The sequence below is a fragment of the Paraburkholderia phenazinium genome (genome assembly GCF_900141745.1).
Classification (GTDB): domain Bacteria; phylum Pseudomonadota; class Gammaproteobacteria; order Burkholderiales; family Burkholderiaceae; genus Paraburkholderia; species Paraburkholderia phenazinium_B.
Map to the genome: position 1 here is coordinate 2,855,242 of NZ_FSRM01000001.1, position 14,083 is coordinate 2,869,324.

The 14,083-nt window shown below is 63.7% G+C and carries 13 protein-coding genes and 1 pseudogene; 6 read left to right on the forward strand and 8 right to left on the reverse strand.

Translation table 11 applies throughout. The annotated features are described in order from the left end of the window. Nucleotides 1-41 precede the first annotated feature (41 nt). Together BUS06_RS38170 and BUS06_RS38175 are read left to right on the forward strand one after the other, a co-directional pair. Nucleotides 42-692 (forward strand): hypothetical protein, encoded by a 651-nt coding sequence (locus BUS06_RS38170; RefSeq protein ID WP_254368839.1) that lies wholly within the window; start codon nucleotides 42-44, stop codon nucleotides 690-692. Further along, a complete protein-coding gene (locus BUS06_RS38175) occupies nucleotides 692-1,435 on the forward strand; it encodes a hypothetical protein (protein WP_254368841.1) in 744 nt (247 codons plus the stop codon). The genes BUS06_RS38170 and BUS06_RS38175 overlap by 1 nt, the downstream gene beginning before the upstream one ends. A gap of 21 nt (nucleotides 1,436-1,456) precedes the next feature. Here the strand turns inward: BUS06_RS38175 and BUS06_RS12935 are convergent, their stop codons facing one another. Both BUS06_RS12935 and BUS06_RS12940 read right to left on the reverse strand, forming a co-directional pair. Beyond that, the gene (locus BUS06_RS12935; RefSeq protein ID WP_074264614.1) at nucleotides 1,457-2,482 is read right to left on the reverse strand and encodes a D-cysteine desulfhydrase family protein; all 1,026 of its coding nucleotides are present in this window, start codon (nucleotides 2,480-2,482) and stop codon (nucleotides 1,457-1,459) included. 39 nt (nucleotides 2,483-2,521) lie between these two features. Further along, nucleotides 2,522-3,382, reverse strand: a complete 861-nt coding sequence (locus tag BUS06_RS12940) for a LysR family transcriptional regulator (RefSeq protein ID WP_074264615.1) — start codon at nucleotides 3,380-3,382, stop codon at nucleotides 2,522-2,524. A gap of 76 nt (nucleotides 3,383-3,458) precedes the next feature. Between BUS06_RS12940 and mdtD the strand changes: the two genes are divergently transcribed. Further along, nucleotides 3,459-4,979, forward strand: coding sequence for a multidrug transporter subunit MdtD (gene mdtD / locus BUS06_RS12945; protein WP_143787513.1), 1,521 nt, complete (start codon nucleotides 3,459-3,461; stop codon nucleotides 4,977-4,979). Between the two features lie 54 nt (nucleotides 4,980-5,033). On the opposite strand, the gene BUS06_RS12950 is transcribed toward mdtD, so the two are convergent. Further along, nucleotides 5,034-5,180, reverse strand: a complete 147-nt coding sequence (locus BUS06_RS12950; RefSeq protein ID WP_074264617.1) for a DUF3096 domain-containing protein — start codon at nucleotides 5,178-5,180, stop codon at nucleotides 5,034-5,036. Between the two features lie 456 nt (nucleotides 5,181-5,636). On the opposite strand from BUS06_RS12950, the gene BUS06_RS12955 reads away from it, so the two are divergent. Both BUS06_RS12955 and BUS06_RS12960 read left to right on the forward strand, forming a co-directional pair. Further along, nucleotides 5,637-6,371, forward strand: a complete 735-nt coding sequence (locus BUS06_RS12955) for an SH3 domain-containing protein (protein WP_083611414.1) — start codon at nucleotides 5,637-5,639, stop codon at nucleotides 6,369-6,371. Between the two features lie 70 nt (nucleotides 6,372-6,441). Next, the gene (locus tag BUS06_RS12960) at nucleotides 6,442-6,981 is read left to right on the forward strand and encodes an ankyrin repeat domain-containing protein (RefSeq protein ID WP_074264618.1); all 540 of its coding nucleotides are present in this window, start codon (nucleotides 6,442-6,444) and stop codon (nucleotides 6,979-6,981) included. 136 nt (nucleotides 6,982-7,117) lie between these two features. On the opposite strand, the pseudogene BUS06_RS12965 reads toward BUS06_RS12960, so the two are convergent. From BUS06_RS12965 to BUS06_RS12975, 3 genes and pseudogenes are all read right to left on the reverse strand, one after another. Beyond that, nucleotides 7,118-7,765 (reverse strand): annotated as a pseudogene (locus BUS06_RS12965) (glycosyltransferase); the annotation flags it as partial. Beyond that, nucleotides 7,762-8,361 (reverse strand): class I SAM-dependent methyltransferase, encoded by a 600-nt coding sequence (locus BUS06_RS12970; RefSeq protein WP_074264619.1) that lies wholly within the window; start codon nucleotides 8,359-8,361, stop codon nucleotides 7,762-7,764. The gene BUS06_RS12970 and the pseudogene BUS06_RS12965, both read right to left, overlap by 4 nt. 108 nt (nucleotides 8,362-8,469) lie before the next feature. Beyond that, nucleotides 8,470-9,624: an acyl-CoA dehydrogenase family protein gene (locus BUS06_RS12975; protein WP_074264620.1), complete on the reverse strand. Its 1,155-nt coding sequence runs from the start codon at nucleotides 9,622-9,624 to the stop codon at nucleotides 8,470-8,472. A 202-nt stretch (nucleotides 9,625-9,826) separates the two neighbouring features. Here BUS06_RS12975 and BUS06_RS12980 point away from each other — a divergent pair, with 202 nt between their 5' ends. After that, nucleotides 9,827-10,345: a BON domain-containing protein gene (locus tag BUS06_RS12980; protein WP_074264621.1), complete on the forward strand. Its 519-nt coding sequence runs from the start codon at nucleotides 9,827-9,829 to the stop codon at nucleotides 10,343-10,345. Here BUS06_RS12980 and BUS06_RS12985 read toward each other — a convergent pair. After that, nucleotides 10,342-11,526 (reverse strand): acetate/propionate family kinase, encoded by a 1,185-nt coding sequence (locus BUS06_RS12985; protein WP_074264622.1) that lies wholly within the window; start codon nucleotides 11,524-11,526, stop codon nucleotides 10,342-10,344. The genes BUS06_RS12980 and BUS06_RS12985 overlap by 4 nt on opposite strands. A 4-nt stretch (nucleotides 11,527-11,530) precedes the next feature. Then, the gene (locus BUS06_RS12990) at nucleotides 11,531-13,927 is read right to left on the reverse strand and encodes a phosphoketolase family protein (protein WP_074264623.1); all 2,397 of its coding nucleotides are present in this window, start codon (nucleotides 13,925-13,927) and stop codon (nucleotides 11,531-11,533) included. Nucleotides 13,928-14,083: the final 156 nt, after the last annotated feature.

Below are 14,083 nucleotides of genomic sequence, written 5' to 3' on the forward strand. Positions count from 1 at the left end.
TTTCTCGGCTGAGTCCGATAAATCGATAAATAAGTAAACAAATGGACGCATCATTGCAAAGGGCGTTAGCAGCGCACGCGCTAGCACCAGAAGATCTGGCTGCTCTAAATGACATTTGTCTCGCGCTAATCGAGCTTAAGCGTGACGGTGAATTGTTGCCATGGGCCGAGAAGGCATTAACGCTGGATCCCCGGAACATTGAATTCGTCTGCCTGCGCGCGCATTGCCTGACGTTACTCGGGCGTCACTTCGAAGCCATCGCAACCTGGCTTCACTACGCGTCGCTGCCGTGGAACACCACTTTCTATCAATTGAATCTTGGACATAGTCTTGAGATGGCGGGCGACTTCGAGCGCGGCATCCCCATGTTGCGGCGCGCATGGCAGGGGGCCGCGGCCGATAACGCCCCTCTGGCCCCGGTAGCCGAGCGCCTGTTGGGCGAGGCCCTCCTCAAGACTGGACTGCCTCAGGGTTTCAACCACTGGCTCGCGCGCAATCAGGACAACAGCGGCAGTTATCGACCAGACGGTGTACCCAGCTGGACGGGTGAACAGGATCTGCGTGGCAAGCGCCTGCTCGTCACGAATCAGCTAGGCTTCGGCGATCATTTTTGCTCTTTTCCTGCCTTTCGCATTGGCTTGCGGCCGGCGCGATCATTATGGTCAGTTGCGACAGCCAGATTCACGCGCTGATGAAAGCGGCGTTGCCTCAATGCACGGTTGTCAGTGCAGAGCGTCCGCTCGATCGGGGTGCCCCGCTACCCGAGGCGCTACGGGATGCTGTGCGGGCCTTCGCGCCAGACCTGCACATCACATTGCTGCATCTGCCAGTGCTGGCTGCAGCGCGCACGACGCCGCCCACGCCGTACTTTACGCCTTACATCCAGGCACCCTTAACAGAACGAAATATTGCTGCCGGATGGGTGCAAGCCCTGAGGGCGAAACACTCCGGGAAGCGTCTGGTCGGGCTCTTTTGGGATTGCAGTCAACGTCACTTTATCGAGGCCAGCAGCATTGACCGCTATTGGGCTGCTGCGCGCAGCTTGCCGCTTGCTGCGGTCAATCGCCTGATTGGTGATGCGCAAGTCGAGCCCAACATACACTTCGTGAGTCTGCACCATCCCGCGGCTCAGCCGCTCGCCGGCATTCCCTCGGGCAATCTTGGCCAATACGACCCGGGCATCGAAGATTTTGCGGACACAGCTGCCTGCATCGAACAACTGGACGCGGTCATTGCGGTGGACTCAGGCGTTGCCAATCTCAGTGCAATGATCGGCAAGCCCACCGCTGTGCTGACACCGGTCTCCTGCGACTGGCGCTGGGGTAGCCAAGGCTCTATCACGCCCTGGATGGATAACGTCAGCGTACTGCGCCAAACGTTAACGGGAGACTGGGATACGGTCGTCGACGATGCCATCCGCTGGTTGAACGGATAGGCCCGAGACGCGCACGGGCCGTTATCTGGAACCTTCGAACGCGCTCCGATAGGCGTACAGCCCTGGCAAACCACCCGTCATCACAAACAGCAAGCGCTGTCCGGCACGATACGCGCCGGTCTTGATTCCATGCAACAGACCCGCAAAAGCTTTACCGCTGTACACGGGATCGAGCAAAAGCCCCTCCGTTGAGGCCAGCAGTCGCACCGCCCGCAGCATCGCTTCAGTGGGGATCCCGTAGCCGTCGCCAAGCTGACTGCCGTCGACAACCACCGCCTCACTGGGCACGCCGAGCGTTGGATCGATCAGGCGGATCGTCTGATTGGCCTTGTCGAGGGTCGCGGCGCGGGCGGCTTCGGCTGGACCATACACACCGTATCCGATGACTGAGGGCGTGGTACGACCCAGCGCGATCATCCCGGCCACGAGGCCGGCGTGCATGCCACCACTGCCGTTCGGTCCCACGATGTAATCGAACGGAACGCCCATCTGCTCCGACTGCGCGACGATTTCCGCCGCGCAATCCGCATAGCCGAGGCAACCGGCCGGGCTCGATCCACCCAACGGACAGACATACACCTTGCGTCCTTCGGCGCGTAAAGCTGTCGCGCGCTCTTCTGCAAACGCTAGCGCATTCGCGTCGCCCGGCAAGTCGTGCACATGGGCGCCGAACAGGCCATTCAGCACGATATTGCCGTTCTCGAGGTAGTCGTCGTCGTACCGCGGCACCAGTCGAGTCAGAACCAGTTCGCACTTCAGACCGGCACGCGCCGCTGCCGCCGCGGTCAGGCGTGCATGGTTCGACTGGCGCGCGCCGACCGTGATGATCGTGTCTGCGTCTTGCGCGATGGCTTCGCCGACCAGAAATTCGAGCTTGCGCAATTTGTTGCCGCCACCGCCAAGCCAGTTCAGATCGTCACGCTTGACGAACACTTCGACACCGCCAAGCTGCCGGTTCAGGCGTGCGAGAGGCTGGATAGGCGTGGCTCCTTCGAGCAGGCTGAAACGAGGAAACCGGTGGAGTGCGAGTGGAGAGGCTGTCGACATCATGTAGTTCCGTGTTGGCTGAAGCTTTAAGGTAGCACGCTACTCGCCGACCCACGTCCCACGCAGATCGCTGTCGTGCAGCAACTGCAGCAATGTGCCCGCAGGGCGGCTGAGCCGTCTGGCGGCAAGCGCGATGAACTCCACATCCGGCAAAACCGGCAGGCTCGCACTGTTGACCGGCGCCGCGAGGCCACGTGCCGTCAGATATTGCGGCCGCACGGTAATGCCCAGGCCGCCGCGTGCCGCGGCAATGCATCCCGAGTGACTGCTGCTCGTGCATACCACCTGCCAGCTGAAACCCGCTTCGGCGAGCGCATCCAGCACCACGGCGCGGGTGACGCTCGGCTCCGCCACGAGGATCAGCGGCAGCGGTTGCGTCATGTCCACCAGCGTACCGGTACGCGCAAGCCACTCGAGCCGTCCGGTGAAAAGCGGCACGCCGCGCCGGTCGCCGAGACGCCGCTTGCCGACCAGCAGATCGATCGAACCCGCGTCCAGCAGTTCATAAAGCCTGCCGGTCATGCCGATGGTGATTTCCAGTTCCACGTCGGGATGGGCATTGCGGAACGCCGCCAGCACGGTGGGTAGCGGGCCGAGCGCAACGTCATCGGACGAACCGAGGCGCACCCGGCCCTTCAGGCGCGGCGCTCGAAACTGCGATTCGGCCCGCGTCAGCGCCTGCAGGATCACGCTGGCGTGCGCGAGCATCGCCTCGCCATCGGGCGTCATGGCGAGCGAGTGGGTATCGCGCACGAACACCCGCCGGCCGATTTCCTGTTCGAGCCGCCGGATGTGTTCGCTCACGCTCGACTGCGTGAGGCCGAGTTGCCGCCCTGCCTCCGTGAAGCTATGACACGCGGCGACAGCGGCAAAAGTCTTGAGCCAGATAGGATTGAGCATGCGTCATTGTTATCGGCAATGCCGATAACAGTCAATGTCCCTAGTGGGGTTCCCGATTGACGTATATGTCAATATCATGTCGCTATCCCGATTAATTGCCCAATGCTTGCGTCGTCAGTTGCGTCATCGAATAACTCCCACCGCCTTGTTGCGGTGCAAGGCGCGCGAGGCGCCCCAGCATCCCCGAGAAGTTCACATGAGTAAGGATTCAACCCAGACTGCGCTGCTATGGATCGTCGCTGCCGGCTTCTTCATGCAGTCGCTCGATACGACGATCGTCAACACGGCCTTGCCGTCGATCGCGCACAGCCTGAACGAAAAACCGCTGGCCATGCAGCCGGTGATCGTCGCCTACACGCTCACCATGGCGATGCTCACGCCCGCCTCCGGCTGGCTCGCCGACCGCTACGGCACGCGCCGGGTTTATTTCGCGGCCATCCTGATCTTCGTGCTCGGCTCGTTGTGCTGCTCGAGCGCACACACGCTCGGACAACTGGTGATTGCGCGGGTACTGCAAGGCGTCGGTGGTTCGATGCTGTTGCCGATCGGGCGGCTTGCCGTGCTACGCAGTGTGTCCGGCGAGCAGTATGTGTCGGCGCTGGCGTTTATTTCCGTGGCGGGCCAAGTCGGTCCGATTGTCGGACCGACGCTGGGCGGCTGGTTCGTGGAGGCCATTTCGTGGCACTGGATCTTCCTCATCAATGTGCCGATTGGCGCCATCGGGCTCTTTGCCGTGCACCGCTATCTGCCGCGCGGCACGACCTCGGCCGCGCCGCCGTTCGATCTGGCGGGCTGCGCCCTGCTCTCGCTGTGCATGATCGCGTTCTCGCTCGCAGTGGAGACACCGGTGCAAACCCATCGCGCTGCGTGGGCCGCGGGTCTGTTCGTGCTGGGTCTCGTCTCGGCCCTCGCCTATGTGCCTTACGCAAAGCGCCGTGCCAATCCGCTGTTCAAGCTCAAACTGTTTAGCGAACCTAACTTTAGCGTCGGCCTGATCGGCAATCTGGTGTGCCGCGTCGGCTCGAGTGCGGTGCCGTTCCTGCTGCCGCTTCTGATGCAGTTGCAACTCGGCTATACGCCGCTCCATTCGGGCTTGATGATGTTGCCGGCCGCGCTCGCCGGTACCGTCGCCAAACGCTGGATCGCGCCGCTTATCCGGCGTTACGGCTATGACATGTTCCTGCTGGTCAACACGGTGATCGTCGGTGCGGCAATCGTGGCCTTCGCACTGATCTCGCGTGGCACGCCGCTGTTTGTCGAAATTATCGTGCTGGCCGTGTTCGGCGCCGGTAACTCCATGCAGTTCGCCGCAATGAACAGCGTAACCTTGAAGGGTCTCTCGCACGAAGACGCGGGCAGCGGCAACAGCCTGTTTTCGATGGTTCAGATGCTGGCGATGGGGCTTGGCGTATCGATCGGCGGTGGCCTGGTGAAGCTGTTCGCGGCACAGCTCGGCTCGGCGGCGATGGGCTTCCGTCTGAGCTTCGTCTGCATGGGTGTGATTACGCTGGTGTCGGCGCTGATATTTCGCCGTCTCGACGAAGCGCCGCTCGCTACGGCCAACGTCGGCCGCGCGGCATCCGGTGCCGGGCGCTGACGCGCGGCGGATGATGTTCGCTGGACGCCGACGGGCGTCCAGCGGCCATGTCGATCAGCGAATGTGGTCGCCGAACAGGCCGAGCAGGCCGATGATGATCAGATACAGCGCCACGATGTAATTGAGCAGGCGCGGCACCACGAGAATCAGAATGCCCGCAATCAGTGCCGCGAGCGGCCCCACGTTCGTCACGATATGCATGTGTTTTTCTCCAGGATCGAAAGCGGAAAATGCCGCACGGCTGCAGCCACCGAACCTCCGGCGCCAGCTGCCGCAGATGCAGCGGGTTCGCCCGCGCAACGGCATGCGTTGCTTGAGCGGCTGCTCAGGCGACTGTCTAAGCGCCAGCAAGCGGCGTGCCCGCTCCGGACGGTAGCGCGACGGTAACGTATACGCATGGTCTTATCAATCCGCCAGGTGAATCAACGCCTGTAGCGCTGCCTCGGCGCGAGCCTCGTTGTGGCCACGCCGGCGATACGTTCAGTGCAATTTCAATGCAACGCACGCCACCGCTTCAGGCCGAAGCCCACGGCCGTTACGCCCGGTTTCAAATTCACACAATTTCGCGCTGCCACGGCCCGCGCGCTTACAGCCTAAGCGTCGCCCATCTGCTACGCTGATCACCTACCAACTACAGCGACCTCAGGCGCGTTTCTCATGCCAATCCGGCCCACTGCCACGCTCAAACTGGCAACCCGCGCGGCGTTTGCCGCAGCACTCGCTTTTCCATGCGTCGCCTTCGCCCAGGTGGATGCGCTCACGAATCAACCCATTAACCTGATGGCAGGACCCGGCGACGACTATCCGGTAGTAACCGGCCTTGGGCCCAATCAGCCGGTCGAGGTGTTCGACTGCGTCAGCGATTACGAATGGTGCGATGTAGCGCTCGGCGATCTGCGCGGCTGGGTCGACGGCAACTCCCTCACGTATGCTTACGAAGGCAACGAAGTGCCGCTGCAGAGCTACGGCGCGGTGATCGGTCTGCCAATCATCGTGTTTTCGATCGACGACTACTGGGGCCGCTACTATGCCGGCCGTCCGTGGTATGGCGATCGCGATCGCTGGCGTCATGGCGGCCCGCCCGGCGGCTATCAGGGACGCCCGTATCAGCCGCCGCCTCACCCGGGTCAGCCTTACCCGAACGGCGGCCATCCGTACCCGCCGCCGATGCAGGGGCAAGGTCAACCGGTGTATCGTCCGAATGCGGGACCGCATGGCGCCCCGCAGCAGCCGCAGGGACAACCGCAGCAGCAGTACGGTGGCAGACCGCCCGAAAATGGTGGCAGGCCGCCGGCCCAGATGCCGGCACGTCCGCAAGGTCAGCCGCAGCAACAACCGCAGGGCCGCGCGCAACCGAACGAGGGGCGCCACGAGCCGCAGCCGAACCCTTGAGCGCAGCAGGCGGGCGATGCGAATCGTGTAACGCCCGCGTCTGCTGCGACCGCATTGCACGGAGTCCACCATGAACGACGAACCCAAATCCTCTTCAATCGATGCTAATGGCGGCATCGATCCAGACCTGCTCGACGTCGCACGCGAAGTCTTCGACGCCGCACGGCGCGGTGAAGCCGCCACGCTCGCGGCGGTGATCGGCAAAGGGGTGCCGCCCAATCTGCGCAACGAGAAAGGCGACAGTCTGCTGATGCTGGCGAGCTATCACGGTCACGCCGATGCGGTGCGCGCCCTGATTGAACACGGCGCGGATCCTGATCTGCGCAACGACAATGGCCAGAGCCCTATTGCGGGCGCGGCGTTCAAGGGCTTCAAGGAGGTTGTCGAAGCCCTGCTCGCGGGCGGCGCGGATGTCGAGGGTGCCTCGCCGGACGGCCGCACTGCGTTGATGATCGCGGCCATGTTCAATCGCACCGAGATCGTCGATCTGCTGCTTGCCCACGGCGCCAATCCGCAAGCGCGCGACGCGTCGGGCGTAACGCCGCTCGACGCGGCCAACCGCATGGGCGCGCCCGATACGCCGGCGCAACTTACGAAGGCGAGGTCTTGAGATACGGGTCGTCGAACGGATCGCGAATTTCGATAACCTCCTCCAGCTCGCACGGTTCCATGCACGGCGTCGGCGGCACGGGCTCCGCCGCGGCAGCCGGACGATTTTCATAGCCGTACAACGGCTCGGCCAGCTTGACGCCCCATGCGGACAGCGTATCGCCGAAGCCGCCGCGCGCCCGGCTTGCGCGCCGCGCACTCGTCACGACCCGCGGCGCGGCGCTCCACGCGATGCATGCCCCGCTCGCCTGCAACTGCTCCACCAGTGCCACATCTTCGCTGCAGGCGAGCGGCGCGAAACCGCCTGCCCGACGATACGCCTGCGCAGATACGCCAAGGTTGGCGCCATGCACGTGACGATGGCCGTCCGCGTCGACGTAGGTCTGGCGGAAGTAGTCGCGCACCTGCTGTGGATGCGCCGCCCAGTCGTCCACGCAGATCGACCCGCACACGGCATCCGCAGCGAGCGACAACTGCGCCGCCAGCCAATCGGGCGCAACGCGGCTGTCGGCATCGGTGAAGGCGAGCCAGCGCGCGCCTGCCGCGAGCAGGCGCTGTGCACCGGCGCCTCGCGCGATGCCGACATTGCGCGCCTGCAACGCGAGCGTCTCCACGCCGCAACACGTGGCGATCTCGGCGGAACGATCGGTGCAATCGTCGAGCACCACAATCGTTCGCACCACTTCGCCGCCCAGTGCGGGATCGCGCGCTGCTTCGAGAATCGACGCGAGGCAGCGCGCGAGCCACGCCTCCTCGTTATGGGCAGGGATCACGATGCCGATCATGCCAGCCCCTCCTGTTCGGCCACCGAGCGCGGGTCGCGCGACCAGACGTCGAGCAGCATGTCGGCGTCTTCGTGACGCGCGAGCCGTGTAAGTCCGCAGCGCGCATCGAACAACGCATGCACGGATGCCGCCGATTGTGGAGCCGCATCGAAGGGTCGGCGCCAATGGCAAGCCAGCAAAGTGCCGTCCGGCGTGAGTGCCGCCTTGATGCATTCGGCTAGCCGCTCCAGTTCTGGCGAGCTCAGGTAATACGCGAGTTCGCTGATGACGATCAGGTCGAATCTGCCGGCCGGCCAGTCGTCGGGCACGCTGCCGCGCTCGACCAGCACGTGCGGCAACGCCTCGAGGCGCTCGCTTGCGAGGCGCACCGCGGTTTCGTTGAGATCGGTCGCGAGCAGACTGTCGCAACGGGCAGCAAGCTGCGCCGAGAGCTCGCCGTTTGCGCAACCTGGCTCGAAGACACGCCGATAACGCTCGCGTGGCAGCAGCGCCATCGTCAGCAGACGTTTGCGGCGCTCGTACCAGCGGTTGCGAAAGCCCCACGGGTCGTCGCAGGCTTCATAGAGTGAGTCGAAGTAGCAGCCTGATGAAATCATTTCGGACACCTTGTTTTAAAGCTCAGGGTCTGGCTCGTTGCGCCAGCTCTGTATCAATCGTCAATCCTGTTTGTCCCGCCATTTTCTGAAGCCAATCGCGCGGGCTGTCTAGAGCGACCATGCGCCGCTGTCTCCGCGGCAATCGGCATTGCCATTCCCGCCTGCTCGCTCCGACAGCACGCGCTCGCCGAGCGCGGCCAGATCGCGCTCAGCGTGGCTCTGTCTGAGGAAAACCGGCAAGTCGGCCATGGCGCGGGCAAAGCGCTCGTTGCGGCATAGCGGCGCGGCGCCGAGTGCGCGGCCCGCGTGGGTCATGACCGTGGTGGCCGCCGCCTCGACAATCAGGCGTGCGCGTAACGCCGCAATCTGGACGTCAGCGCGCGGGCGAGCGTCGATCTGCGCGGCGGTGGCGCGCAACACCGCCGCAGCACCGGCCAGCGCGACATCGACTGCTCCCATGTGCGCGAGACGATGGGCATCGGGGCGAGCCGCCACGGCGTCGGCCATCATGTGAGCGATGCCTGCGGCGGCGCCGTACCAGCACGCCGCGATACCCGCGCCGCCCTGCCAGAAGCCAGCGCGGTTGACGTAGTCGCGCGGCGTGCCGATCTGAATGGCGCGGGTTTGCTCGAAGCGGACATCGCCGCTTTCGGTCGCGCGCATGCCGACGGCTTGCCAGTGGTCTGAAGAGATCGAAACGGACGGCTGGGTTAGCGCGACGGCGGCCAGCACCGGCTCGTCGCCCAACCATGCGGTCACCACGGCATGGCTGAGCGCGCGTGCGCCTGAGCACCATGCCTTGACGCCATCCAGCTGCAATTGGCCGTTTGCAAGCGGCGTAGCGGTCAAGCGGGCGTCGGGCGCCTCGGCTGCCCATACGCCCCAACTACTTCCGGGGGGCACGGCAGGCGCCTTAAGTTCGGCGAGGATCGCGAGGGCGTCGGTATGCCCTTCGAACAGTTTGACGAGACCGAGATCGCGCGCTGCGACTGCCGCCAACGCACGCCAGCGGGCCAGCGTGTGGCCGCTGCCCGGCAACGGCAAACGGTCATGACCGGCTGCGATCATTTGCGTCAGGATGACGCCTAGTGCGGCGGGATCCGCTGAGTCGAAGCGTGCATGAGTCAGGAAATCTTCGAGCGCCGCGCCGGCAGTTTTTACAGAGTCCTGACGATGGGCGGCGACCGTATCTTCGTCATACACGGCGTTTTGGGCACGCCGCTTCGCCTCGTGATCCGCGGCACGCATACGGGTATCTAACATGAGGGCCTCCCTGGCCGCGTCGATGTGTCGGCGCGGCCGTTCAGGAGCCGCAGCGCTTGCTGTGTTCGAGCAAGCGCTGTGCCGCAGGTAGCGGCTACGAGCAAGACGCCGCTCGCGGGAACAACGCATAATGAGAAAACAGACCCGGTTGTCGCACTTTCGCCCCACGCAGGGCGACGCCGGACAAGGAGATCGAGGTCCCATGAAACGAGCCCTTTCGAACGACGACGCGTTGCAGCGCGCCGTGCTGCTCGAGCTAAACGCGGCGGATGTGCCTGCGGGACGAGCCGCCGTCGCGGTGGATGCCGGCGTCGTGACCCTGCTTGGCTACGTCGAACACGCCGGGCAAAAGCAGGCGGCCGAAAGCGCTGCGTTGCGGGTGGAGGGTGTCAAAGCGGTGGTTGTCGCCATCGAGATTCGCGGTGTTGACTCCGAAATACAGCACGATGACCAGCTCGCTGTGGAAGTGCTCAGGCGCCTCGCGTGGGACGCGTGGTTGCCAAAGGACCTGTTCAAGGTAAAGATCGAACGCGGGCACGTGGCGCTGCTGGGTCAGGTTGACCGGGACGAGCAGCGTTCAGCCGCTTTGGAAGATGTGACCCGCCTGTTCGGCGTGACAGGGGTATCCGACCAGATCACGTTGGCGAGCGGTGACAACGGGCCCAGGCTTGCGAAAACCGGCAAAAGCAACAAAAGCGGCGGCGGGCGCCGCGGCGGCTAACGCTTCTCGTGTTGCATCAACGTCCGGCAATGGCGGGCGATCTGCCGCTCCTCCTCGGTGTGAAGAACGCGCACCCTCCCCGCAGGATTGTCGGCCTTCAACCCGAGAAATTCCAACCCGGTACAGACGCGGCGCCGCACCTCCGCGCTGTGCTCGCCAATGCCGCCCGCAAACACCAGCAGATCGATCCCGCCGAGCAACGCCGCGTAGGCGCCGACATATTTACGCACCGCCGTCGCGAACACTTCGACCGCCAGCTCTGCGTCCCCATCGCCTGCGGCGCTGCGTTTCTCCAGCGCCTGCATATCGCCCTCGCCGTCGGTAAAACCGGCGAGACCGCTCTGGCGTGTCAGCAGCGTTTCAAGTTTGTCCGCATCGAGATGCTCGGTGCGCATCAGGTATAGCAGCACCCCAGGGTCGAGATCGCCACTACGCGTGCCCATCGGCATGCCGCCGGTTGGCGTCATGCCCATCGAGGTATCCACAGAGCGCCCATCCCGCAACGCGCACACGCTCGAACCGTTCCCCAGGTGCGCAAACACCGCCCGCGAAGGCAGATCGGCGCCCAGACGCCGCACCAGCGATTCGTACGATAAACCGTGAAAGCCGTAGTGAATCACGCCGGCCTGCGCATAGCGGCGCGGCAACGCAAGCTGCGTAGCCACGCGCGGCATGGTGCGATGGAACGCGGTGTCGAAACAGGCGTAATGCGCCGCGTCGCCGAAAATCTTCTGTGCCTGATCGATCAAGGCAAGCGCGGGCGGGATATGCAGCGGCGCGAAATGCACCGCCTCCTGCAGACGCTGCCTGACTTCCGGTGTGAGAAGCTGATGCTCGCGCAGATGCGGGCCGCCATGCACCACGCGGTGGCCGACTGCCACCGGCCGCGTATGTCCATGGTCCGCCAGCACGCTGGCGAGACTCTGCAGAGCATCGGTTTGCGACTCCAGCACCTGGTCTTTCTGCAGCAGCACGGTGCCGTCGGCTGTCTTTATCTTCAGGCTGCCGTCCGGTCGGCCGATTCCCTCCGCGCTGCCTTCGAGCAATAACGTTTCGTCATCCTGATCGGCCTGCGAATTGCCGGCAGCGTGAGCCGCCTTGAACAGACCAAACTTGAGCGACGACGAGCCGCTATTCAGAACCAGGATGGTCGGTTCGCTTTTCGCAGTAGTATCCGGCATCGTCTTAGCCCTTCCATGTCCAATTGCGGATCTCCTCGCTGTCGATACCCTCGGCATGCGCATACGCGACATGCTCGATGATCTGACCGCGCAGCCACTCCTTCACATGATCGCCGACGCCGCGCAGACCTGGCACCCGATCGATCACGTCGATTGCGAGCGAGAAGCGGTCCACCTGGTTGATGATCGCGAGTTCCAGCGGCGTGTTGATGTTGCCTTTCTCGTGATAGCCGTGCACGTGCAGGTTCTCGTGATTGGTGCGGCGGTACGTGAGCTTGTGGATCAGCGACGAATAGGAATGGAAGTTGAAGATCACCGGCTTGTTGGCCGTGAACAGCGAATCGAAGTCGCGGTCCGACAAACCATGCGGATGCTCGGTATCGGGCATCAGCCTGAACAGATCGACCACGTTGACGAAGCGGATCTTCAGCGTCGGAAACTTCTCCTTCAGAATCTCCACGGCCGCGAGCGATTCCATGGTCGGGATGTCGCCTGCACAGGCCATCACCACGTCCGGCTCGGCGCCGTGATCGGTGGAGGCCCAGCTCCAGATGCCGATGCCCTTCGTACAGTGCGTGACGGCGTCGTCCATGCTGAGGTACTGCAGGTGCGGCTGTTTATCGGCGACGATCACGTTGACGTAATCGCGCGAGCGCAGACAATGGTCGGCCACGCTCAGCAGACAGTTGGCGTCAGGCGGCATGTAGATGCGCACCACATTCGGACTCTTGTTGGTGACCACGTCGAGAAAACCCGGGTCTTGATGCGTAAAACCGTTGTGATCCTGACGCCAGACCAGCGACGTGATCAGCAGGTTGATGGACGGCACCGGCTGCCGCCATCTCAACTCGAGTTTCGACTTTTCGAGCCACTTGGCGTGCTGGTTGAACATCGAATCGATCACGTGCACGAACGCTTCGTAGGTGGCAAAGAGGCCATGCCGGCCGGTCAGCACGTAACCTTCGAACCAGCCTTCGAGCGTGTGCTCGCTAAGCATTTCCATGACGCGGCCATCCACCGAAAGCTCACCGCCATCCGCATCGCCAGGCTCGGTTTTGGCGAGCCAGGTTTTCTCCGACACTTCGTAGATTGCGGTCAGCCGGTTGCTGGCAGTCTCGTCAGGGCCGAATACGCGGAAGTCGCTCATATTGCGGCGCATGACTTCGCCGAGAAATTTGCCGAGCACCTCGGTAGGCGGCACGTACTCCGCGCCGGGCGTCTTGACCTCGACGGCGAATTCGCGGAAGTCCGGCATGTCGAGTGCCTTGCACAGCAAGCCGCCGTTGGCGTGCGGATTGGCGCTGATGCGGCGCGTGCCGCTCGGCGCCATGTCGCGCAGTTCGGCGACGAGCTTGCCCTTTTCGTCGAACAGTTCTTCCGGACGGTAGCGCTTCATCCAGCTCTCGACCAGTTTGAGACTCGCATCGTTGGTCGCCGGATCGAGAATCGGCACCTGGTGCGCGCGCCACGACCCTTCGACCTTATGGCCGTCCACTTCCTTCGGGCCAGTCCAGCCCTTCGGCGAGCGCAACACGATCATCGGCCAGCGCGGCCGCACGGCGCTGCCACTCGAGCGCGCCTGCTGCTGGATCGCACGGATTTCGCCGATGCAATGCTCGAGCGTCGCCGCCATCTTCTGATGCATCGACTCCGGTTCGTCGCCTTCGACGAAATACGGCTTGTGTCCGTAGCCTGTTAGCAACGCTTCCAGTTCCTCATGTGGAATGCGGGCGAGGATCGTCGGATTGGCGATCTTGTAGCCGTTCAGATGCAGGACCGGCAACACCGCACCGTCGCGGATCGGGTTGAGGAATTTGTTCGAATGCCAGGAGGTCGCGAGCGGTCCGGTTTCCGCCTCGCCGTCGCCCACCATCACGGCGACGATCAGATCGGGATTGTCGAAGGCCGCGCCATAACCATGCGAGAGGCTGTAACCGAGTTCACCGCCCTCGTGGATCGAGCCGGGCGTCTCCGGTGTGCAATGCGAACCGATCCCGCCGGGAAACGAAAACTGCCGGAAAAAGCGCTGCATGCCGGCTTCGTCTTCACTGCGGTCAGGGTAGATTTCCGAGTAGCGGCCCTCGAGATAGCTGCTCGCCAAGGTAGCCGGCGCGCCATGCCCGGGGCCGGCGATATAGATGACGTTGAGGTCGAGCTTTTTGATCAGGCGGTTCAGATGCACCAGCAGGAAACTCTGCCCGGGATCGGAACCCCAGTGGCCCAGCAGGCGGCGTTTGATGTGCTCGGCTTTGAGCGGCTCGCGCAGCAGCGGATTGGCGCGCAGGTAGATCATCCCCGCTGCGAGGTAGTTGCAGGCACGCCAGTAGCGGTCCATCTTGCGCAACGTCTCGTCGTCCAGCACGGGGGAAGTCGAGGGGGAAAGGGTATTGATCTCGGCCATCGGGTCGCTCCATGGTTAGGGTCCCGCGGTTGCCGCCGCCGTAGGTACGGCAGCAGCTCGCCTTCATTCAGTCTCCGAATCTGACAGGGGCAGCGTGTTAACGTTCGCCGCCTTCTTTTGCATGGTTGTCGTGGGGCGGCCGAGTGGATCAGCCGC